Below are 21,615 nucleotides of genomic sequence, written 5' to 3' on the forward strand. Positions count from 1 at the left end.
TTGATTTTGAAAATAGCTAGTAAAAATAGGCTTGCTTTTTAAAAAGTTGGTAACTATAATAAGTTAACAAATAGACATGAACGAAAAAGTAACGATAAGGACACGAAATCATTTTTACGGTTTACAGAGAGGGAAGTCAAGGGTGTGAGCTTCCTAACACGAGAAATGATTTTACCACCTTTGAACTTCAATAGTGAACGAGTAATCTAGTAATTATTGACGGAATCAGCCGTTATCTGAACTTGAGCAATCTAGGGAGAAATACGTCTAGGTTGGAACAAGGGTGGAACCACGAAAACACATTCGTCCCTTTCCTAGGGATGAGTGTGTTTTTTTATGGATTTCAAGATTGAAAATTAAAAATAATTAAAAAATAGTATTGATTTTGTTTTTTATGCGAGTATAATGAGTTAACAAATAAACATGAACGAAAAGTAACGATAAGGACATGAAATCATTTTTACGGTTTACAGAGAGGGAAGCCAAGGGTGTGAGCTTCCTAACACGAGAAATGATTTTACCACCTTTGAACTTCAATAGTGAACGAGTAATCTAGTAATTATTGACGGAATCAGCCGTTATCTGAACTTGAGCAATCTAGGGAGAAATACGTCTAGGTTGGAACAAGGGTGGAACCACGAAAACACATTCGTCCCTTTCCTAGGGATGAGTGTGTTTTTTTATTACTTTGAAAGGAGGTGCTGTAACATGAAACGATTTGTACGTACGGATATAACCACCACCTGCATGATTAAAAAGCAGAGCAAGGTGATTGATAAAGATAAAAAATAAAACTGTAGGAGGAGATTAGAAGATGAATAACGTTATTAATGTTGGGGTGTTAGGCTTAGGTACGGTCGGAAGTGGTGTTGTCCATATTTTGAAAGAACATTATAAAAAAATTGCACTTGATACAGGGTATGAAGTGAAGGTAAAGACAGTCGTTGTACGTGACTTAGAAAAAGAACGTGATGTTTGTATTGATGGAATCGTAGTAACTAGTCATGTCGATGAAGTTCTAAATGATTCAAATATTGATATTGTAGTAGAGGTAATGGGCGGAATTGAAGAAGCGAAGCAGCACATTGTTAAGGCTTTACGAAATAAGAAACATGTCGTAACAGCAAATAAAGATTTAATGGCTGTATACGGTGCAGAACTTCTCCAACTGGCGAACGATAATGATTGTGATTTATGTTACGAGGCAAGTGTAGCGGGCGGTATTCCGGTGTTAAGAGGATTAACAGACGGATTAGCATCAGATCAAATTGAAAAAATAATGGGAATCGTAAATGGTACAACAAATTACATGTTAACAAAGATGAGTCAAAAGGGATGGTCGTATGAAGAGGCATTACAAGAAGCACAAAAATTAGGTTTCGCAGAATCGGATCCAACAGCGGATGTAGATGGGCTAGATGCGGCGAGAAAGGTAGCCATTCTTGCAAACTTAGGTTTTTCGATGAATGTTTCTTTAGATGATGTGCAAGTAAGAGGGATTCGAAAGGTCGAAAAAGAAGATTTACTAATGGCTGAAAAGTTAGGATTTACTATGAAATTAATTGGGAAAGCAGAGAAACAAGGATCAGCCATTCATTTAAGTGTAGAACCGACACTTTTACCAAGTCATCATCCATTATCGAATGTAAATAATGAATTTAATGCGGTATATGTTCACGGTAAAGCGGTAGGAGAAGTAATGTTTTACGGCCCTGGAGCTGGGAAATTGCCGACTGGTTCTGCTGTAGTAAGTGATATTATTTCAATCGTTAAAAATATGAATCAAGTTCAGAAAAATAAAAGTGCGTTAAAAGAACCAGAACCGTATGAATTACAGGGAGATGAAGAAGTCGTTTCGAAATATTTCTTACGTATTTCATTACGAGATGAACCTGGGATGCTGCAGAAAATAACAGAATGTTTCGTTAATTATTCTGTAAGCTTAAAAGAAGTTATTCAATTACCTGTAAATCGTGAACTTGCAGAAGTCGTTGTTGTGACACATCAAACTTCAAAATATCAATTTGAACGAGTACTAGGAGCGATAGAAAATGTCGCAAGTGAAATAAACAGTTATTACATTATTGAGGAGGAAAAACAATATGTATAAAGGATTATTAAATCAGTATGCTTCTTATTTACCGGTGAATGAAAATACACCTGATGTGAGCTTAATGGAAGGAAATACACCGCTTATTCCGCTATTAAATATATCAAAACAATTAGGGATTCAGTTATACGGTAAATATGAGGGAGCGAATCCGACAGGTTCTTTTAAAGATCGTGGTATGGTAATGGCTGTTGCGAAGGCGAAAGAAGAAGGTTCGGAGGCAATTATTTGTGCATCAACAGGTAATACTTCGGCATCGGCCGCAGCATACGCGGCACGCCTTGGAATGAAATGTATAATCGTAATCCCTGAAGGAAAGATTGCACATGGAAAATTAGCGCAAGCAGTTGCTTACGGAGCTGAAATCATTTCAATAGAAGGAAATTTTGATGATGCACTTAAGGCTGTAAGAAATATTGCTGCGGAAGAGCCAATTACATTAGTAAACTCAGTGAATCCTTATCGAATTGAAGGGCAAAAAACAGCAGCATATGAAATTTGTGACCAGTTGCAAAGTGCACCAGATGTTTTAGCGATACCTGTTGGGAATGCTGGAAATATTACAGCGTACTGGAAAGGTTTCTGTGAATATGAGAAAGAAAAAGGATATAAGAAGCCAAGAATTCACGGGTTTGAAGCGGAAGGAGCAGCTGCTATTGTAAAAGGACATGTCATTGAAGAACCTGAAACAATTGCAACAGCGATTCGTATCGGTAACCCAGCAAGTTGGTCATATGCAGTAGAGGCTGCCGAACAGTCTCATGGTGAAATAGATATGGTATCAGATGAAGAAATTTTACATGCGTATAGATTATTAGCAAAAACGGAAGGCGTATTCGCTGAGCCGGGATCAAATGCGTCATTAGCAGGTGTAATTAAACATGTTCAATCTGGAAAAATCAAAAAAGGAGAGACAGTTGTTGCAGTTTTAACTGGAAATGGCTTGAAAGATCCTGATATCGCAATTTCTTCTAATACATTAGACATTGCAAGTGTTTCAAATAATATAGAACAAATTAAAGAGCATATTAAAGGGGTGATTATGTCGTGATACCATTAAGTATTCGTGTTCCTGCTAGTACAGCGAATGTTGGACCTGGATTTGATTCAGTAGGAATAGCTTTGTCATTATATTTAGATGTGGTGGTAAAAGAAAAAGTTGATAAATGGCAAGTAATCCATTCCTTTGAAGAGTCTATTCCGACAGACGATACAAATTTAATTGTTAGCACAGCATGTAAAGTGAGTCCTTCTTTATCACCCCATATAATAGAAGTTACTAGTAATATCCCCCTAACAAGAGGGTTAGGAAGTAGTGCATCAGCAATTGTAGCTGGGATAGAGCTTGCGAATCAACTAGGCAATTTGAACTTAACGACTGATCAAAAAGTTCAAATTGCTACAAATTTTGAAGGACATCCAGATAATGTTGCTGCTTCTATATTAGGAGGAACTGTAATCGGAGCACTTGATGGAAAGAATGTTTCGGTTGTAAGAATTGAAAGTAAGGAATTAGGTGTAATTTCTCTTATTCCGAATGAAGAGTTAAATACAGATGAAAGCAGATCTGTATTACCAGATATGTTTCCGTTTCATGAAGCAGTTAAGGCTAGTGCGATAAGTAACGTATTAGTAGCTGCGTTTTGTCAAAAGAAGTGGGAAGTTGTAGGGGAAATGATGGAAAGAGATCATTTTCACGAGCCATTTCGTTTAGAACTGGTCCCTTTATTACCATCTATTCGGAAATGTGCAAAAGAATTTGGAGCATATGGTACAGCGCTTAGTGGTGCAGGCCCATCCATTTTTATATTAACACCGTATGAAAAACGTCAAGAAATTGCTGAGCAATTAGCGAGAGTATTTACGTCTATGAAAGTGTGTGAGCTAGAAATCGATCATAGAGGTATTACTGTAAATAAAGAAGAACATATAGAACTATAAAAAAGCTAGCAACGCTAGCTTTTTTTTGTTGTAAATATTTTTTCAGTTGGCATATAAAAGAAAAATAATAATGTATAATTTAGTATAGCGTGTATTCATTTGGAGGTGATCGTATGAAGAAACAGTCACCAGAAGAAAAAAGAGAACGTATAAGGAAAAGTGAATTGAAAAATAATCCTACGGGTTCTTTAAAGGATGGATTAAACAGAGCTGAATCAGGTAGTCCAGTTGATATGACAGGTGGTATGAATTGGAAAGGTACAGCGCTAGTAATTTTAGTACTAGTGTTAGGGTATATTATATATACTTATTTTTTTAGTTAAGAAATGCATGTGAAAGCTTCGGATTATTTTCTTTTATATTTAGTGGAGATGAAAAAACATGGTTATTGTACTACATATACACTAAATAGATTATAGATGTTCATACACACTTATTTATAATACTGAAAATAGAGCTAGCGTTATGCTAGTTCTATTTTTTTGCCACATTTCTGTAACAAAGCCACTGTATATTCAGTGGTGGAGGTGCAGAAGATGAAAAAAATGATAGCAATATGTCTTCTTACAACTATGTCATTTTCGACTTTAGTCGGGTGTGATGTAAAAGGTAACAACGCTGTAGAAGAGTCTAAAATAAAGAAAGTGACGTATAAAGAGTTTACTTACGATGTAAATCCAGAGACTTTCACGTTAACTGTAGAACATGATGGTGTAAAGGAACAGGCGTCACAGCCGTTACCGAAAATGAAGGTGTCGAATGTAAAAAAAGCCAAGGATCGCACATCTTGGGAATATCCAGATCAAAAAGTAAAAGTGAATCTAGAAAAGAAAACAGATCACTTAAATATTGAAGTGGAATCGACTGGTGCAGAAAGTTTTACATGGCCGAAAGTACAAGCAGAAAATTATACACTTCCGTTATGGGAAGGAAAGCAAATTCCGAGTAATGATGAAAATTGGAAGAAGTTTTTAAAGGATGATGCATATTCATTTGCTGAATCATTTTCTATGAAGTTTTTTGCGTTAAATGGTTCGAAATATTCCATTGTGTATATTGCGAACAATATGTTTAATAATGAATTGAAATTTCATTCGGATCCGAAAATAGGGTTTGACTTTATACATGAATTTCCGAGTATAAATAAAAATAAAACATATGGATTTCAATTATATGTGACAAATAATGATGCAGTCAGTATTGCTAAATTGTATAAGGATAACATTGCTGGAAAAGGTGAATTTAAAACATTACAAGAAAAGGCTAGAAAAAATAAAGAGATTGAAAAACTTTATGGTGGGGCTCATTTTTATTTTTGGAATCAAAATGGTTTGTCTGACAGTAACGTAAATTGGCCAAAGATAAGAGAACAAATAAATAGTCCTGTATTTAGCCATATAAAAGAACTTATTCAAAAGAATAGTTCTGAGCCTGGAGAATTAAATGTATTTGAGCAAGTAAGTAAACAAGATTTCATTGATCAGTACCAAAAAAATGTTATTTTGCGCTATGTAAATGAAGTATTATCAATGAAGGAATTGTATAAAGAGGATATTTTCCCAAAAGTTGATCAGAACGCTAGTGAGTTATTAGATAAAGGCGTGGATCACTTATCGAAGATGGAGTTATATAACTTAAATAAACATATATTAAAGTCAGCGTTCGGTGATGCGATTGAAGAAGTAAGGAAATGGGGTAACGCAGATGGAACGGATATTATAAAGGAAATGAAAGCGGCAGGAATAGACAATGCGTGGATTGGGTTACCGAACTGGGAACAAGGGTATATGCAGCCTAATTTCGTGACAGAAGCTAAGAAAATGGGATATTTAGTTGGTCCATATGATTCTTACCATTCTATTCACGAAAAAGCTGATAAAAATTGGAATACAGCTTCTTTTCATGATCCATCGTTATATGAAGAGGCAACTGTGACGAGGAAAAACGGAGAAAAGGTGCAAGGATTTTTAGGTAGAGGGAGAAAATTAAATCCAACTGTATCCCTTCCTAGTGTAAAAGAGCGAATGAATGATATATTACAAAATGGACCTAAATATAATTCATGGTTTATTGATTGTGATGCAACAGGGGAAATTTACGATGACTATTCGGCTAAACATATAACGACACAAGAACAAGATTTAAAAGCAAGGTTGCAACGAATGGATTATATTGCGCAAGAAAAAGGTATGGTAGTTGGTTCAGAGGGCGGAAATGACTTTGCAAGTAGCACGATTGCATTTGCTCACGGCATTGAAACGCCTGTAATTAAATGGGACGATGAAGACATGAGGAAAAACAAAACAAGTCCGTATTATGTGGGGGGATATTGGTCACCGAATCAAAATGTCCCAGAAAAATATGCAAAACAAGTCCCGTTAAAAGAAGAATATAAACAAGTGTATTTAAACCCTGTATATGCAGTACCGTTATATAAATTAGTATACAATGATTCAGTTATTACAACGCACCATTGGGAATGGGGAAGTTTGAAAGTAAAAGATGAGGTTGGAAACCGTATGTTATACGAATTATTGTATAACGTTCCTCCGTTGTACCATTTAGATGAAGTAGAGTGGAATAAGCATAAACAAGAAATTACGCAGCGCCTGAAAGTTTGGAATGACGTTCATGAAAAGGCAGTAAAAGAAGAAATGGCGAACTTTGCATATTTGTCAGAAGATAAATTAGTTCAAACTACTTCTTATGGAAAAGATATTAAAATTATTGTGAATTTCTCGAATGAAGAGATAGAAATAGAAAAGACGAAAATAAAAGCAAAATCCGCCTTCATTAATAATCATGGGAAGAAAACAATGTATACACCGCTTGAGAAAAAATAATGTGAAATGTATTGTTTTTACTAATTTTTCAGGTGGAAATTGAAGGATTCGAAACGAATAAATTTATAAATCTGAAGTTTAGGATGTTATGGAATGTTAAATTTTTGAAGTTGAAAAAATAGTGACTTGCCAAAAATAAGCACGAGAGTATAATGTGAAATGGAATACATATTGGATTCATCATGTAACCTTACAAAAATGTAAGGTGTTTGAAAGGAAATTCAATATGAAGATTGCTAGACATACATTATACTAGGGAAAGAGAAAGAGAGGCGAATGAAGATGAGCTCTGAATTAGAACAAAATACGAGAAGCAATAAAAAACGTTCTAAAAGAAAGTCAATAAAATGGTTCATTTTAATTCCATTTTTCCTACTTATTTTTGGAGGAGTAGGATATGGATCATTAATATATAATAAAGCAAAAGCTGTTGTAAGTGATGCGTATGCACAAATTGATAAATCATCAAAACGTGATAAAGAAGTTGAGCCTTTAAAGGATAACATCTCTATTTTAATTATGGGTGTAGATGGTAGTGAAATGCGAAAAAGTCAATATGGTGAAGCTGTTCGCACAGATGCACTTTTATTAGCAACAATTAATAAAGATGATAAATCAGTTAAATTAGTAAGTATTCCACGTGATTCACGTGTATATATTCCATCTAGAAAGAAATTAGATAAAATTACACACGCACACGTATTTGGTGGTGTTGAAAGTACACGAGATACAGTGGAAAGATTTTTAAATGTTCCTGTTGATTATTATGTGAAATTTAACTTTGAATCATTCGTACAAATTGTCGATTCACTTGGTGGTATTGATATTGATGTACCTGTTACTTTCACAGAGCAAGATAGTAAAGACCAAGCGGGTATGATTCATTTAGAAAAAGGCTTCCAACATTTAAATGGAGAACAAGCGCTTGCACTTGCAAGAACGCGTAAAATTGATAGTGACGCAATGCGTGGACAAAGACAACAACTTGTAATAGAAGCAATTGCAAAAAAAGCGATGTCTGTGCAATCAATTAGCAAAATGGGCTCTTTACTTGATGCGATTGATAAAAATATGAAAACGAACTTAACTTTCGATGATATGCTTGCTATTACAAAAAATATGGCAGGATCTAATTTGGAAATGGAAAAAATGCAAATAGAAGGTACGGATAAACGTATCGGAGGTATTTATTATTACATTCCAAACGAAAAAAATGTAAAAGATATTTCGAAAAAATTAAATGAGCATTTAGGTGTAACACCAAAACCAGTTCGAAATGAATAATAAAAAAAGATTGGCCTTTGCCAATCTTTTTTTCTCGGGTTGGATTTGTAACTTTTCTGTACCGATTTTTTATTTTTAAAAAATTATACTTAAATCATTTTAAGTTATATAAACAAAAGGTGCAATTATACGATATACTAGAGGAGACGATTTGGCAATTAACTCCTAATGCTGAAGAGAAGCAAATGCAATACATCAAAATCATAGAACGAATTGAATTAATAGGAGATTGAAATAGGCTAAAGCAAGTTTTCTTGAATATTGTTCAAAATGCCATTAAATATTCACATAAAAATGGTAAAGTATATATTGAAGCGACTAAAAATGAAGGACAAGCAGTGATAAAGGTGAAAGACGAAGGGATTGGAATTGCTACAGAGCATTTACCATATATAGAACAGTCATTTTACCAGATTAATAATCATGCTATTAGCTATCGTAAAAAAAAATGGTAGAGCTTCATGGAGGTACACTGAGTATTATAAGTACAGAAAGAATAACCATTTTGATAAAACTCCCATTATAATACATATAATATCTGTTTATATAGTGTAATAAAATAAATAGATGTATAATTATATTGGGTGATTTATATATAAGATTAATAGGGAGAGGAATTCGATAGAATGGAAAAAGCTTTTAAAATTAAACGAGTAGTAGTCGTTTTAATAGCGATTGCAGCAGTAGCTATTGGGTATTTCATGTTTCAATCCATTACTTCACCAGCAAAGGCTGTTGCAAAACAAGAAAACGTAGTACAGCTTGCAAGTGAACAACCGAAAGTAGAAATGAATAAAACGGCACCAAGTCGTTTTAATGGAAAAGAAAGAAAAGTTGCTTATCTTACATTTGATGACGGCCCAGGGAAATATACGGCTGAATTGTTAAATACGTTAAAACAGCATGATGCGAAGGCGACGTTCTTTTTAATTGGAGCGAATGTAAAAGAATTTCCGGATTTAGTGAAACGTGAAAATGCAGAGGGTCATTATGTAGGTATGCATAGTATGACACATAATTTTGCAAAGTTATATAAAAATGGCGAGTATGTAAATGAGATGAAAGAAGATCAAAGCTTAATCGCAAATATTATTGGAAAATCACCTAAATTAACACGTCCACCATACGGTTCGATGCCTGGTTTAAATGAAGGTCTTCGTAATAAAGTGGCAGAGGGCGGTTTTAAAGTATGGGATTGGACAATTGATTCATTAGATTGGAAGTATAATAAAATGCAAGTTGATGCAGCAGCAGCACAAATTGCTCAAAATGTATTAACAAATGCAACAAAACCACAGGAAGTCATTTTAATGCATGACATTCACCCACAATCAGTTGCTGCTGTGCCAGCAATTTTAAAAGGGTTAAAAGAAAAGGGTTATGAGTTTGAAGCTTATCATGAAGAGAGTCACTTCCCAGTGAATTTCTGGCATGATAACCGTATGTAATGGAGGAATGAACGTTGAAGTATGGAAAAGTAGCAGTAGTTGGAGCACTATCAGTAGGACTATTAACAGGTTGTTTCGGTGAAAAACCAGAAGAAAATCTATATACAGCTTTTGAAACAGCGGCGACACAAGAAAAATCATTAGTTGATGAAGCGAAGAAATTAGAGAAGTTAGAGAAGGAAGGTCAAGAACTATATTCTCAAATTTTACAAGAAGGTAAAGATCAAAATGATGCTGTTATGAAGAAAATAGAGCAAGCTACCTCAAATGTAGATGAACGTGAAAAAGTATTGAAAAATGAGAAAGAAATGTTAGAAAAAGCTCAGAAAGAAACGAAATCTATTCAAGGAAATATAGAGAAGCTTGAAGATAAGAAGTTACAAAAACAAGCGAAAGCAGTAGAAGAGTCGTATAAAAACCGTTATGATGCATTCCAAAAAATGAATGAAAATTATACGAAGGCGTTAGCGACTGAAAAAGAACTGTATGAAAAATTAAAAGTAAAAGAAACGAAATTAAAAGAGATTGGTGAAAAAGTTAAAGCTGTTAATGAATTAACTGTGGAAGCACAAAAATCAAAAGAGCAATTTAACAATTTTACAAAAGAGTATAATGACAGTAAATTAGCATTCTACAAAGATGCAGAGATTAAGATTAAAGATAAGAAATAAAGAAGCATCTTAAGCGTAATAAAAAGCCGGAGAAACATCGTCACAAATGTTTTTTCGGTTTTTTACGTTAAATGAATAGAAAAGACTGGAATTGATATCATAAAAGAGTTATAGTGAATTATTCCAAGGGAAACATTGTAAAGTAAGGAGATTGAAATATGTCATATGAATTTTTACTCAAATTAGGTTTAGCACTCTTTTTAGGATTATTCATCGGGATAGATAGGCAGCTAAAGAATAAACCACTTGGCGTGAAAACAAGTATGGTTATTTCTGTAGCAAGTTGTTTAATTACGATGGTTTCCATTGAATCCGTACATGTATATTCTGTTCCAGGGCATACAAATATGGATCCAATGCGTCTAGCTGCTCAAATTGTAAGTGGGATTGGTTTTCTTGGGGCAGGTGTTATTTTACGAAGAAGTAATGACGTTATTTCTGGATTAACGACAGCTTCTATGGTGTGGGCTGCTTCAGCTTTAGGTATAGCAATTGGGGCAGGATTTTATTTACAAGCGACGGTTGCTATGATTTTAATCATTTTAGCGATTAATGTACTTCCGCAACTTGTGAAAATCGCAGGTCCGTATTCATTAAGACAAAAAGATTTATCTATAAAAATTACTGTCAAAGAGCATCATGAGTTGGATGGTATATTTAAGCAAATTAAAAATTTAGGTATGCATGTGAAACGAGTAAAAATTAAAGATATAGATAGTGGAGCATTTCAGCAACTGGAGATGGTTATTTTAGCTCCAGAAGACTTGTATACGACAGAGTTATATAGTTCCTTAAAAGAGATAGATCGAGTAGTTTCAGTTGAAGTGGAAAGTAGATAATAGTGATAAAAAAGAGTGAAGTGCATTCACTCTTTTTTCATTTGAATTTTTAAGGAAAAAAATTGATATAATGATGAATAACAAGGGGGAGAAATGATGGAAATACATATTAGAAGAGCGATAAAAGATGATATACCAGGTATCGCAAAAGTGCATGCTGATAGCTGGAAAACAACGTATAAAGGGATATTTGCCGACGAAATTTTAGAAAATATCACATATGAGCAACGAGAAAAACAATGGGGAAATATTTTTCGACAAGAAGACAAATACCAATTTAGATTTGTAGCAGAGACGTTAGATGGGACAATAATTGGATTCATTGATGGGGGAGTTGAAAGAAGTGGTACATATAATTGTGATGGGGAATTATATGCAATCTACCTTTTACAAGAGTATCAAGGAATGAAAATAGGACAAAAGTTATTTCAAGCTTTATTATCGGAATGTATAAATAATGATATACAATCACTTTTAGTATGGATTGTTACGAAAAATCCTTCTAAAAGGTTTTATGAAAAATATAATCCAGAAAAAATTGACACGAAATTTTTAGAGAGACTAAACATAGAAGAAACAGCATATTGTTGGAGAGATGTAAATAATATTATTATGTAAACTTAATGTTTGAAAGAGGTATGCCAATTAAGGTATACCTCTTTTGTTTAACCATTTTGGATGGATTACTAATGAAAAATAGTAAGTATGTAGTTTGAAATTGAGTATTTTTTTCGTGTATTTTTAACTAGATTAAAGAAAAGAGAGAAAACAAGAAAAATTAAATTAGATAAAAAAATTCTGAAATATACTATTGAATTGAATATCGTTATCAATTAGAATCATAATTGATAACGATATTCAATTGTTGTTTATTATATAAAATTTCGATAGCTTTAATATAAAGAGGAGGACCAATATGCAGCATGCGAAACAAATCGCAGAACATGCAACACTACAAAGCTTTTTAAACTGTTATTTAAGGGAAACAGGGAGTGGAGAATGGATTACAGAGGATGAAAAAATGAAAAGTATCTTCAGTAATACGTCGAAAAGAGATAAAGTCCCCACATATTTATATTGTCGGCTATCGGCGCAGAACGTTACTTTGTATGGAGAAGTTATATATAAATCAGCAACAGATCGCCATTTGTTTGGAGAACAATTTTATTATCAAATGGGAGAAAATACGAATGTTATAAAAGCAGATTACGTTACTGTTATTACGTTTTTAATAAAAGAAATGTCTATGATTTATGGGGAGGGTACAAATCCCGCTGAACTTATGCTTCGAGTTATTTGTAGTTGTCAAAATATTGAAGAATTTACAAAGGAGAGAATAGAAGATAAATCTGCATTATACGGTTTCCATACATCCTTTATAGAAGCGGAGCAATCTTTATTATTTGGACATTTAACTCATCCAACTCCAAAGAGTAGACAAGGTATTTTGGAATGGAAAAGCGCAATGTATTCTCCAGAATTAAAAGGAGAATGTCAGCTTCATTATTTTAGGGCACATAAAAGTATAGTAAATGAAAAATCATTATTATTAGATTCTACAACAGTAATTCTAAAAGAAGAGTTACGTAATGATGAGATGGTTAGTAAAGAATTTATATCGAAGAATTGTAATGAAGATGAATATTCATTACTTCCAATACATCCGCTTCAGGCAGAATGGTTATTACATCAACATTACGTACAGGATTGGATAGATCAAGGAGTACTTGAATATATCGGTCCTGCCGGTAAGTATTATATGGCAACATCATCACTTAGGACGTTATATCATCCAAAATCAAAATATATGCTTAAGTTTTCATTTCCAGTAAAAGTAACAAATTCAATGCGCATTAATAAATTGAAGGAATTAGAGAGTGGTCTTGAAGGAAAGGAAATGCTAAATACAGCAATTGGTGAAGTGTTAGAAAAGTTTCCAGGTTTTGATTTTATTTGTGATCCAGCATTTATTACATTAAATTACGGTGCAGAAGAATCTGGATTTGAAGTAATTATACGAGAGAATCCTTTTTATAGTGAACATGCAAATGACGCTACTTTAATTGCTGGACTAGTTCAAGACGCTATACCTGGGGAACGTACTCGTTTATCGAATATTATTCATCAACTAGCAGATTTAGAAGGTAGAAGCTGTGAAGAAGTAAGTTTAGAGTGGTTTAGACGATATATGAATATTTCTTTAAAGCCGATGGTATGGATGTACTTACGTTATGGTGTTGCATTAGAAGCTCATCAGCAAAATAGTGTTGTTCAGCTAAAGGACGGTTACCCAGTCAAATATTATTTCCGTGATAATCAAGGTTTTTATTTCTGTAATTCAATGAAAGAGATACTTAATAATGAGTTAGCTGGTATTGGAGAACGTACTGGAAATTTATATGACGACTATATTGTAGATGAGAGATTTCGTTACTACTTAATTTTTAACCATATGTTTGGACTCATTAACGGATTTGGTACAGCGGGATTAATTAAGGAGGAAATTCTTCTCTCGGAATTAAGGTCTGTACTTGAATCGTTCCTTCCTAATAACCGTGAACCTTCGACCTTTTTAAGAGAATTGTTGGAAGAGGATAAGTTGGCATGTAAAGCAAATTTATTAACGAGATTTTTTGATGTCGATGAGTTAAGTAATCCTTTAGAACAAGCGATTTACGTACAGGTACAGAATCCGCTCGTTAGAGAAGTGGCTGTCCGTTCATAAATAACATTAAAATTTCACGTAATACAAATAATGGTATTTCCCATAAGGTGGAGGGAGTTATGAAAGTGGACATGTATCATACGAGAATATTGAAAGCGCTTGAATCAGAAGATTACATTTCAGTACGAAGAAGAGTGTTACGTCAATTAGTAGAGTCGTTAATTTATGAGGGGATCATTACGCCAGTTCGTATAGAAAACGAAGAAAAAATTCTTTTTCTTATACAAGGACTTGATGAGGACAACAAAAGTGTCACGTACGAATGTTACGGAAGAGAACGAATGACATTTGGACGTATCTCTATAGATTCATTAATAGTAAGGGTTCAAGAGGGAAAACAAGAAATACAATCAGTTTCGCAATTTTTAGAAGAAGTTTTTCGGATTGTTAACGTAGAACAAACGAAATTAGATTCTTTTATTCATGAATTAGAACAAACGATATTTAAAGACACGATTGCACAATATGAAAGACATAATAAGGTGAAATATACTCAAAAATCATACGATGACTTTGAAAGCCTTTTAATAGACGGTCACCCATATCATCCTAGCTATAAAGCACGCATTGGATTTCAATATCGCGACAATTTTCAATATGGATATGAATTTATGAGGCCAATAAAACTTATATGGATTGCAGCTCATAAGAAATATGCGACTGTAGGTTATGAAAATGAAATGATTTATGACAATATTTTAAAAGGTGAGATAGGTGCGCATAAATTAGAAGCGTTCATGGAACGAATTCACAGTGCGGGATGTGATCCAAAGCAATACGTATTTTTACCTGTTCATCCTTGGCAATGGGAAAATTTTATCATTCCTAATTACGTTGATCATATACAAGGTAAAAATATTATTTATTTAGGAAAATCAGCGGACGATTATTGTGCGCAACAGTCAATGAGAACGTTAAGAAATGTTACGAATCCAAAGAGACCATATGTAAAGTTATCGCTGAACATACTTAACACTTCAACACTCCGTACGCTGAAACCATATTCAGTTGCGAGTGCACCAGCTATATCGAATTGGTTAAGTGATGTCGTAAGTCAGGATTCTTATTTAAGGGATGAATCACGTGTGATTTTGTTAAAGGAATTTTCGAGTGTAACGTATGATACGAATAAGAAAGCCACATATGGTTCATTAGGGTGCATTTGGCGTGAAAGTGTTCATAAATATTTGGATAGACAAGAGGATGCTGTTCCCTTTAACGGTGTATATGCAAAAGAGGAGGATGGTACACCAGTTATTGATATATGGTTAAACAAATATGGGATAGAAAATTGGCTACGATTACTTATTCAAAAAGCGATTATTCCAGTTGTGCATCTTGTTGTAGAGCATGGGATCGCATTAGAATCACACGGACAAAATATGATTTTAGTTCATAAAGAAGGGCTACCTGTCCGTATTGCATTAAAGGATTTCCATGAAGGACTTGAGTTTTATCGTCCATTCTTAAAAGAAACGAATAAGTGTCCGGACTTTACTAAAATACATAAAACGTATGCGAATGGAAAAATGAATGATTTCTTTGAAATGGATCGTATGGAATGTTTACAAGAGATGGTATTAGATGCACTGTTCTTATTTAATGTAGGAGAATTAGCTTTCGTACTTGCGGATGAATATGATTGGAAAGAAGAAAGTTTTTGGATGATAGTGGTCGAAGAAATTGAAAATCATTTTAGGGAATATCCACACTTGAAAGATAGATTTGAAAGTATCCAGCTATACACTCCTACATTCTATGCTGAGCAATTAACGAAGCGTCGATTATATATGGATGTGGAATCGCTCGTTCATGAAGTTCCAAATCCATTGTATAGAGCAAGAAAACTTAACAAACAAAAATCAGTTGTTACAGGGGGAAATCATGCTAATCGTTAATAAAGAAGAGTATAGCAAAAGTGATTTTGATTTGAGATTACAAGTTTATAAGGAAATGGAACAATTTCAAGAAGCAGCAGGAAATAGATTTGCGCTTTGTTTGAAAGATCCATTTGATATTATTACGCTTGTGTTTTTCTTAAAAGAAAAGAAATCATCAGTATTGCTTATACATGAAGATACGCCAAAAGAAACGGCTATTGAAATGGCGAAGCGTGCAAATTGTATCGGGGTTTTATATGGAGAATATGGCGGTTTTACGAAATTAGAAGTAGTGAACTCTTTACTAGAAGAGCCTTCTTTATTGCAATATAGTTCTGGAACTACAGGAGAACCAAAACTGATTTGTAGAGCATGGACGGAAGTGGATACAGAAATTACTGCTTATAATGAAGCTTTAAACTGTGAAGTAGATGAAGTGCCGATTGTTATGGCTCCTGTTTCGCATTCATATGGACTCATATGTGGTACGTTATCTGCGATTACGCGGGGAAGCAAGCCTGTCATCATTACAAATAAAAACCCTAAATTCGCATTAAATATAGTTCGCAATACAGAAAAACATATCATATATGCAGTACCACTTATGTTACATATTATGGGGAGTTTCCCTCAAGGAACGTTTCAGTTTCATAAAATTATGACATCTGGAGCGCCTTTGCCAGAAGCATTATTTTATAAACTAAAAGAAACGACAACATATATGATGCAGCAATACGGTTGCTCTGAAGCAGGTTGTATTAGTATATGTCATGATATGAAAAGTCATTTAGATTTAGGAAATCCACTACCTCATGCGAGTATAAGTATAGGTTCAGATGAAAATAAGCCTGAAGAAATCGTAGTGAAAATGAACAATAAGGAAATTTTTACGAAAGATTTGGGGTATAAATCTGAGCGCGGCCTTCATTTTATGGGGCGCATGGATGATGTGATTAACGTTTCAGGATTAAAAGTCTTTCCTATAGAGGTAGAAGAAGCGATTCTTCGACTAGAAGGGGTTCAAGAGGCAATTGTATATCGAGGGAAACATCCCGTGATGGGCGAAATAGTTAAAGCGAAAGTAATCTCTCATATTGATCCAGTTCGAATAAGAGAATGGTGTATGCAGCATTTACCAGCTTATAAAGTTCCACATGAGATTGAAAGTGTAACTGAAATTCCGAAAAATAAAACTGGAAAAGTAAGTAGAAAGTTACTAGAGATGGGAGAGGTTACAGCATGAGACGTGAAATATTAAAAAATGAAGTGTTGAAAATTATGACAGAAAAAATGGAACTAAAAAATGTAACGCATTTAGAAGAAACGATGCGTTTAAACCAAGATTTATATATAGATTCGGTAATGATGTTACAACTCATAGTTTACATAGAAATGGATGTAAAGCTATTCGTTCCAGAAGATGAGGTAGACCCAAAGGCATTTCTTACTGTAGGATCTTTACTTGATTTTATGGAGGAGTTACAGCCGGTATAAGAAATAAATGTGAATAATTAACCTTTAGGAAAGTGGATGAGAATATGACTTCAATTAAAGTTCACTGTTTAGTGAGTTGTTTTTGTGAAATTATAAAAAGGCGTAGCGATATTGATTTTCGTCCCTTTTATTTTGGACTATGGGACGGCGATTTTGATATAACAGAAGGCGGTATTATATCGTATCACTCCGAAAATATTAACCATGATAATTATTTATTATGGTATGAAAAGTTGTATGGCATGAAAGTGAACGAATGGTATGATCATGCAAAAGATAAAGATAGCAATGTAGAAACGTTTTTACAATTAGTAGAAAACAAGCCAGAAAATCGTTATGTTATTGTAATGGTTGATATGTCTCTATTACCTGAGAGGGAAAATAAATTCCATCAAAAACCGTTTCCGCATTATTTAATGATATCGAAGACAGAGAAAGAAGAAGAGTGGTTTATGCTAGATCCTGATTTTCGTTGGGAAGGGAATATGGGAAGAGAAAAAGTGCTCCACTCTGTTCAACATAACCCATTCGGTGGAGGGTATTTCATTGATGTAGAAGAAATTCAGGAGCCAACAGAAGAAATGGTAGCAAGTTATTTCATAGAAACTTTCAAAAGAAATGACAATGAACTGACTATGGAGCTGAAAAATTTAATTATAAAAATGGCAAATGAAGAAGATGGGTATTTGCTTTCTGGTCTTGTAGCGGCAGTAAAACAAATACCAGTACTTGCAATTCGTAAATATAGTTATGAACATGCCTTTGCATACTTCCGTGAAACGTTGCAATATTCGGAGCAAGAATTTGATTATTGGTGTGATCGGGTAGAAGATATTGTACAAGGATTTACAAATGTACAGTATCGTGCAATTAAAATGGCAATGACGAATAATAAAAGTATGCTATTGTCAATTGTTGAAAAGCTGGATGAAATGAATGCAATTGAACTGCAAATTAAGGCTGAATTAGAGAGACAGTTTTTATTATGGAAAGAAATGAAAACAAACAAGTCTGTCTTAGTATTATAAAAGCTAACTGAATTTAAGATAAGGGAGTTCAAACCTATGAAATATTCATTATGTACTATTTCCTTTCGTCATCAATTAATTTCATTTACTGATATCGTTCAATTTGCATATGAAAACGGTTTTGAAGGAATTGAATTGTGGGGGACTCATGCACAAAATTTGTATATGCAAGAGTATGAAACGACAGAACGAGAATTAAATTGTTTAAAGAATAAAAACTTAGAAATTACGATGATAAGTGATTACTTAGACATATCCTTATCGGCAGATTTTGCAAAAACGATAGAGAAATGTGAACAACTTGCAAAACTAGCTAATTGGTTTAAAACGAACAAAATTCGTACGTTTGCTGGACAAAAAGGTAGTGAAGATTTCTCGGAACAGGAGAGAAAAGAGTATGTGAATCGTATTCGTATGATTTGTGAAGTATTTGCTCAGCATAATATGTATGTACTTTTAGAAACACATCCAAATACGTTAACGGATACGTTGCCTTCTACTTTGGAATTATTAGGAGAAGTGGATCATCCGAATTTGAAAATAAACCTTGATTTTCTTCATATATGGGAGTCTGGAGCCGATCCAATAGACAGCTTCCATCGACTAAAGCCGTGGATACAACATTACCATTTTAAGAATATATCGTCAGCAGATTATTTACATGTGTTTGAACCTAATAATGTATATGCAGCAGCGGGAAGTCGTATTGGTATGGTTCCATTATTTGAAGGTATTGTAAATTATGATGAGATTATTCAGGAAGTGAGAGATACTGACCATTTCGCTTCACTCGAATGGTTTGGACATCATGCGAAAGATATATTAAAAGAAGAAATGAAAGTATTAACAAATAGAAATTTAGAAGTAGTAACTTCTTAATATAAACGGATGTAAGAGTCTCTCATTGTAGAGACTCTTTTTTTAAAAAAATAAAATAACCAAAAATTACCATGTATTTAAATTAAAATTTAACACAATTTATATATAAATAAGGAGGTGATTGGTAATGGCTAGAAATCGTAATTCTAATCAATTAGCATCACATGGAGCACAAGCAGCTTTAGATCAAATGAAATATGAAATTGCACAAGAGTTTGGTGTACAACTTGGAGCTGACACTTCTTCACGTGCAAACGGTTCTGTAGGCGGTGAAATTACAAAACGTCTAGTAGCGATGGCAGAACAACAACTTGGTGGCGGATATACTCGCTAATTGTAGAAGGTTATAGGAGAAAGGAAGGATTCTTCCTTTCTTTTTTTTTCAATTAATTGGTATGGATATATTGCGAACTGAATTCAAAGAATAGTAATAATACTATATTTTCCCCAATTTCTTTTGTTGTAAATGGGAAGTAGTAAAGATGTAATAGCCCTGGTGGAATGAAAAATTACGTTCCACCAGGGCTATTATATGGTCAGAAATATACGATGAAAGGGTTCCGAAGCCAACATGTTAAAAAAAGAAAACTGTTGTTTAATTGCGCTTGCATCAGTTCCACTTGTTATGACATTAGGGAATTCAATGCTCATTCCAATCCTACCGACTATCGAAAAGAAATTACATATTTCATCGTTTCAAGTATCCATGATTATTACAATTTACTCCATCGTAGCCATTTTACTTATACCGATTGCTGGTTATTTATCAGATAGATGGGGACGAAAGATGATAATGGTTCCGAGTTTGCTGATTGCGGCTATAGGAGGAGCGATAACTGGTTGGGTATCTTGGAAAGTTGATGATCCCTACACGTGGATATTGATCGGTAGAGCGATTCAAGGTATTGGTGCTGCTGGTGCAATGCCAGTTGTTATACCGTGTGTTGGTGATTTATACAAAGATGAAAAACAAGTTAGTACAGGTTTAGGAATCATTGAAACATCCAATACATTTGGAAAAGTGCTGAGCCCTATTTTAGGATCTGCTCTTGCTGCCATTGTATGGTTCTTACCATTTTGGGCGATTCCAGTTTTATGCGTAGTATCGATTGTTTTATTACTTGTTCTAGTAAAGGCAAAGAAACAAGAAGGAGAAGTACCACCACTTAAAGAGTTTATTCAATCTATTATCTCTACGTTTCGAGAAAAGGGAAGATGGTTAATTGCCATTTTTGTATTAGGTGCAATTATTATGCTTATTTTATTCGGAATTCTCTTTTATTTGTCGACTATACTGGAATCAAAGTATGACATACATGGTATATGGAAAGGTTGTGTACTCGCTATCCCGTTACTTGTACTGTCACTTAGTTCATATATGGCGGGTAAAAAAATTGGAGACAATCAAAATGTGATGAAGAAGTGTATTTACATTGGTTTTTTAATGGCAGCTGCATCAGTCATCATTCCTTTATTTATAAAAGGGATCTATTTACTACTCCTTTGTCTCGTTATTATGGGGGTAGGAATTGGTATGGCACTCCCATGTTTAGACGCCTTAATTACGCAAGGAATTGAAAAGGAGCAAAGGGGGACGGTTACGTCATTTTATAGTTCAATGCGATTTATCGGTGTAGCAGCTGGACCACCTCTATATTCTTTTTTTATGAAAGGTGCTGACCATGAAGTATTTTATTTAACAAGTATTTTCGCTGGTATTGGTGCTGTTATAGCGATAATTTGGATTAAACCAGCAAAAGATGCAAAGACGGTAAAATAGAAAACAGAACCTACTTCATAATTTGCATGAGAATTGCATGATGTATTAAGGAACATGCAATTCTCTTTCGTTCATTAAGAGTATATAACTTGTGTTAACATATAAAGCGCGACACCCCAAATGATGAGACCTGAAAATTTATTTAATAATACGATTGTTTTTCCAGTTGAGTCTATTCTTTTTAGAAATTTCCCCGCTAAAGCTAAGCTTATAAACCAAATCCAAGAAACGATAATAGTTGCAAGTGTGAAAGCCCATTTTTCACTTCCTATGTATTGAATAGAATTTGTTCCAATTACACCAATTGTATCTAAAATTGCATGTGGGTTTAATAAAGAAACTGATGCAGCGAAAAGGATTTGCTTTTTTAATGGCATGCTGTTTACTTGTTTTATATCGTTGGAAGGGTTGCTTCTCCAAATAACAAAGCCCATATATAGGAGAAAGAAAAATCCAATTATATATAGCGTGTTAGTTAGCCAAGAAAAAGTAAGGAGTACAAGGGAGACACCCTGCACCGCAATTAATATGAGTAGCGTATCACATATAGAGGCAGTTAATACTACAGGAGCTGCTCTCCAAATGTTTGGTTGGCTCGCACCTTGATTAAAGACGAAAACATTTTGGACACCTAATGGAATGATAAGACCAAATGCAAGAATGATCCCATGAATAATTGCTTCATTCATCATA

General features: G+C 34.0%; 19 protein-coding genes, 1 pseudogene and 2 other annotated features. Of the genes and pseudogenes, 19 read left to right on the forward strand and 1 reads right to left on the reverse strand.

Translation table 11 applies throughout. The features are described from left to right. Positions 1-82 precede the first annotated feature (82 nt). Positions 83-314 (forward strand) — a binding site (T-box leader). A 114-nt stretch (positions 315-428) separates the two neighbouring features. Further along, positions 429-660, forward strand: a binding site (T-box leader). A 154-nt stretch (positions 661-814) separates the two neighbouring features. The 19 genes and pseudogenes from FS742_RS02240 (at position 815) to FS742_RS02330 (ending at position 20,922) form a co-directional block, all read left to right on the forward strand. Beyond that, complete coding sequence (locus FS742_RS02240) at positions 815-2,110, forward strand: homoserine dehydrogenase (RefSeq protein WP_144611024.1); 1,296 nt, start codon at positions 815-817, stop codon at positions 2,108-2,110. Further along, positions 2,103-3,161, forward strand: a complete 1,059-nt coding sequence (thrC, locus tag FS742_RS02245; RefSeq protein WP_144611025.1) for a threonine synthase — start codon at positions 2,103-2,105, stop codon at positions 3,159-3,161. Before FS742_RS02240 ends, thrC begins: the two co-directional genes overlap by 8 nt. After that, a complete protein-coding gene (gene thrB, locus FS742_RS02250; RefSeq protein ID WP_144611026.1) occupies positions 3,158-4,051 on the forward strand; it encodes a homoserine kinase in 894 nt (297 codons plus the stop codon). Before thrC ends, thrB begins: the two co-directional genes overlap by 4 nt. 113 nt (positions 4,052-4,164) lie before the next feature. Further along, complete coding sequence (locus tag FS742_RS02255; RefSeq protein WP_144611027.1) at positions 4,165-4,374, forward strand: DUF6366 family protein; 210 nt, start codon at positions 4,165-4,167, stop codon at positions 4,372-4,374. Between the two features lie 213 nt (positions 4,375-4,587). Then, positions 4,588-6,894 carry a glycoside hydrolase gene (locus tag FS742_RS02260; protein ID WP_260869607.1) on the forward strand — a complete coding sequence of 769 codons (2,307 nt, stop codon included), beginning with the start codon at positions 4,588-4,590 and terminating at the stop codon, positions 6,892-6,894. A gap of 282 nt (positions 6,895-7,176) precedes the next feature. Further along, positions 7,177-8,178 (forward strand): LCP family protein, encoded by a 1,002-nt coding sequence (locus tag FS742_RS02265; RefSeq protein WP_144611029.1) that lies wholly within the window; start codon positions 7,177-7,179, stop codon positions 8,176-8,178. A 74-nt stretch (positions 8,179-8,252) separates the two neighbouring features. Then, positions 8,253-8,704: pseudogene (locus FS742_RS02270) on the forward strand (sensor histidine kinase); the annotation flags it as partial. Positions 8,705-8,804: 100 nt separating this feature from the next. Next, positions 8,805-9,626 (forward strand): peptidoglycan-N-acetylglucosamine deacetylase, encoded by an 822-nt coding sequence (locus FS742_RS02275; protein ID WP_144611030.1) that lies wholly within the window; start codon positions 8,805-8,807, stop codon positions 9,624-9,626. A 14-nt stretch (positions 9,627-9,640) separates the two neighbouring features. Beyond that, the gene (locus FS742_RS02280; RefSeq protein WP_144611031.1) at positions 9,641-10,297 is read left to right on the forward strand and encodes a YkyA family protein; all 657 of its coding nucleotides are present in this window, start codon (positions 9,641-9,643) and stop codon (positions 10,295-10,297) included. Positions 10,298-10,455: 158 nt separating this feature from the next. Beyond that, positions 10,456-11,136: an MgtC/SapB family protein gene (locus FS742_RS02285; protein WP_000119508.1), complete on the forward strand. Its 681-nt coding sequence runs from the start codon at positions 10,456-10,458 to the stop codon at positions 11,134-11,136. A gap of 96 nt (positions 11,137-11,232) precedes the next feature. Next, on the forward strand, positions 11,233-11,754 hold the full coding sequence (locus FS742_RS02290) for a GNAT family N-acetyltransferase (protein WP_144611032.1): 522 nt from the start codon (positions 11,233-11,235) through the stop codon (positions 11,752-11,754). A 298-nt stretch (positions 11,755-12,052) separates the two neighbouring features. Continuing rightward, positions 12,053-13,861, forward strand: coding sequence for an IucA/IucC family protein (locus tag FS742_RS02295; protein ID WP_144611033.1), 1,809 nt, complete (start codon positions 12,053-12,055; stop codon positions 13,859-13,861). 59 nt (positions 13,862-13,920) lie between these two features. After that, positions 13,921-15,759: an IucA/IucC family protein gene (locus FS742_RS02300; RefSeq protein WP_144611034.1), complete on the forward strand. Its 1,839-nt coding sequence runs from the start codon at positions 13,921-13,923 to the stop codon at positions 15,757-15,759. Then, positions 15,746-16,984 carry a 3,4-dihydroxybenzoic acid-AMP ligase AsbC gene (gene asbC / locus FS742_RS02305; RefSeq protein WP_144611035.1) on the forward strand — a complete coding sequence of 413 codons (1,239 nt, stop codon included), beginning with the start codon at positions 15,746-15,748 and terminating at the stop codon, positions 16,982-16,984. The genes FS742_RS02300 and asbC overlap by 14 nt, the downstream gene beginning before the upstream one ends. After that, on the forward strand, positions 16,981-17,235 hold the full coding sequence (gene asbD, locus FS742_RS02310) for a petrobactin biosynthesis protein AsbD (RefSeq protein WP_144611036.1): 255 nt from the start codon (positions 16,981-16,983) through the stop codon (positions 17,233-17,235). Before asbC ends, asbD begins: the two co-directional genes overlap by 4 nt. A 44-nt stretch (positions 17,236-17,279) precedes the next feature. Continuing rightward, positions 17,280-18,263: a petrobactin biosynthesis protein AsbE gene (gene asbE, locus FS742_RS02315; RefSeq protein WP_144611037.1), complete on the forward strand. Its 984-nt coding sequence runs from the start codon at positions 17,280-17,282 to the stop codon at positions 18,261-18,263. 36 nt (positions 18,264-18,299) lie between these two features. After that, positions 18,300-19,142: a petrobactin biosynthesis 3-dehydroshikimate dehydratase AsbF gene (gene asbF / locus FS742_RS02320; protein WP_144611038.1), complete on the forward strand. Its 843-nt coding sequence runs from the start codon at positions 18,300-18,302 to the stop codon at positions 19,140-19,142. Between the two features lie 127 nt (positions 19,143-19,269). Beyond that, positions 19,270-19,476 (forward strand): alpha/beta-type small acid-soluble spore protein, encoded by a 207-nt coding sequence (locus FS742_RS02325; protein WP_000113545.1) that lies wholly within the window; start codon positions 19,270-19,272, stop codon positions 19,474-19,476. 237 nt (positions 19,477-19,713) lie between these two features. After that, positions 19,714-20,922, forward strand: coding sequence for a bacillibactin exporter BcbE (locus FS742_RS02330; protein WP_144611039.1), 1,209 nt, complete (start codon positions 19,714-19,716; stop codon positions 20,920-20,922). A 74-nt stretch (positions 20,923-20,996) separates the two neighbouring features. On the opposite strand, the gene FS742_RS02335 is transcribed toward FS742_RS02330, so the two are convergent. Continuing rightward, a complete protein-coding gene (locus tag FS742_RS02335; RefSeq protein WP_144611040.1) occupies positions 20,997-21,611 on the reverse strand; it encodes a LysE/ArgO family amino acid transporter in 615 nt (204 codons plus the stop codon). Positions 21,612-21,615 lie beyond the last annotated feature (4 nt).

Source organism: Bacillus cereus, from assembly GCF_007678085.1.
Taxonomy (GTDB): Bacteria; Bacillota; Bacilli; order Bacillales; family Bacillaceae_G; genus Bacillus_A; species Bacillus_A cereus_BE.

What these genes read in the sequence shown, in the direction of transcription:
- FS742_RS02265 (WP_144611029.1), top strand. Translation starts at nt 7,177, where the DNA reads ATGAGCTCTGAATTAGAACAAAATACGAGAAGCAATAAAAAACGTTCT.
- FS742_RS02240 (WP_144611024.1), top strand. Translation starts at nt 815, where the DNA reads ATGAATAACGTTATTAATGTTGGGGTGTTAGGCTTAGGTACGGTCGGA.
- FS742_RS02290 (WP_144611032.1), top strand. Translation starts at nt 11,233, where the DNA reads ATGGAAATACATATTAGAAGAGCGATAAAAGATGATATACCAGGTATC.
- FS742_RS02255 (WP_144611027.1), top strand. Translation starts at nt 4,165, where the DNA reads ATGAAGAAACAGTCACCAGAAGAAAAAAGAGAACGTATAAGGAAAAGT.
- asbC (WP_144611035.1), top strand. Translation starts at nt 15,746, where the DNA reads ATGCTAATCGTTAATAAAGAAGAGTATAGCAAAAGTGATTTTGATTTG.
- FS742_RS02275 (WP_144611030.1), top strand. Translation starts at nt 8,805, where the DNA reads ATGGAAAAAGCTTTTAAAATTAAACGAGTAGTAGTCGTTTTAATAGCG.
- FS742_RS02335 (WP_144611040.1), bottom strand. Translation starts at nt 21,611, where the DNA reads ATGAATGAAGCAATTATTCATGGGATCATTCTTGCATTTGGTCTTATC.
- FS742_RS02325 (WP_000113545.1), top strand. Translation starts at nt 19,270, where the DNA reads ATGGCTAGAAATCGTAATTCTAATCAATTAGCATCACATGGAGCACAA.
- asbD (WP_144611036.1), top strand. Translation starts at nt 16,981, where the DNA reads ATGAGACGTGAAATATTAAAAAATGAAGTGTTGAAAATTATGACAGAA.
- thrC (WP_144611025.1), top strand. Translation starts at nt 2,103, where the DNA reads ATGTATAAAGGATTATTAAATCAGTATGCTTCTTATTTACCGGTGAAT.
- FS742_RS02285 (WP_000119508.1), top strand. Translation starts at nt 10,456, where the DNA reads ATGTCATATGAATTTTTACTCAAATTAGGTTTAGCACTCTTTTTAGGA.
- FS742_RS02330 (WP_144611039.1), top strand. Translation starts at nt 19,714, where the DNA reads ATGTTAAAAAAAGAAAACTGTTGTTTAATTGCGCTTGCATCAGTTCCA.
- FS742_RS02300 (WP_144611034.1), top strand. Translation starts at nt 13,921, where the DNA reads ATGAAAGTGGACATGTATCATACGAGAATATTGAAAGCGCTTGAATCA.
- asbE (WP_144611037.1), top strand. Translation starts at nt 17,280, where the DNA reads ATGACTTCAATTAAAGTTCACTGTTTAGTGAGTTGTTTTTGTGAAATT.
- FS742_RS02260 (WP_260869607.1), top strand. Translation starts at nt 4,588, where the DNA reads ATGAAAAAAATGATAGCAATATGTCTTCTTACAACTATGTCATTTTCG.
- asbF (WP_144611038.1), top strand. Translation starts at nt 18,300, where the DNA reads ATGAAATATTCATTATGTACTATTTCCTTTCGTCATCAATTAATTTCA.
- FS742_RS02295 (WP_144611033.1), top strand. Translation starts at nt 12,053, where the DNA reads ATGCAGCATGCGAAACAAATCGCAGAACATGCAACACTACAAAGCTTT.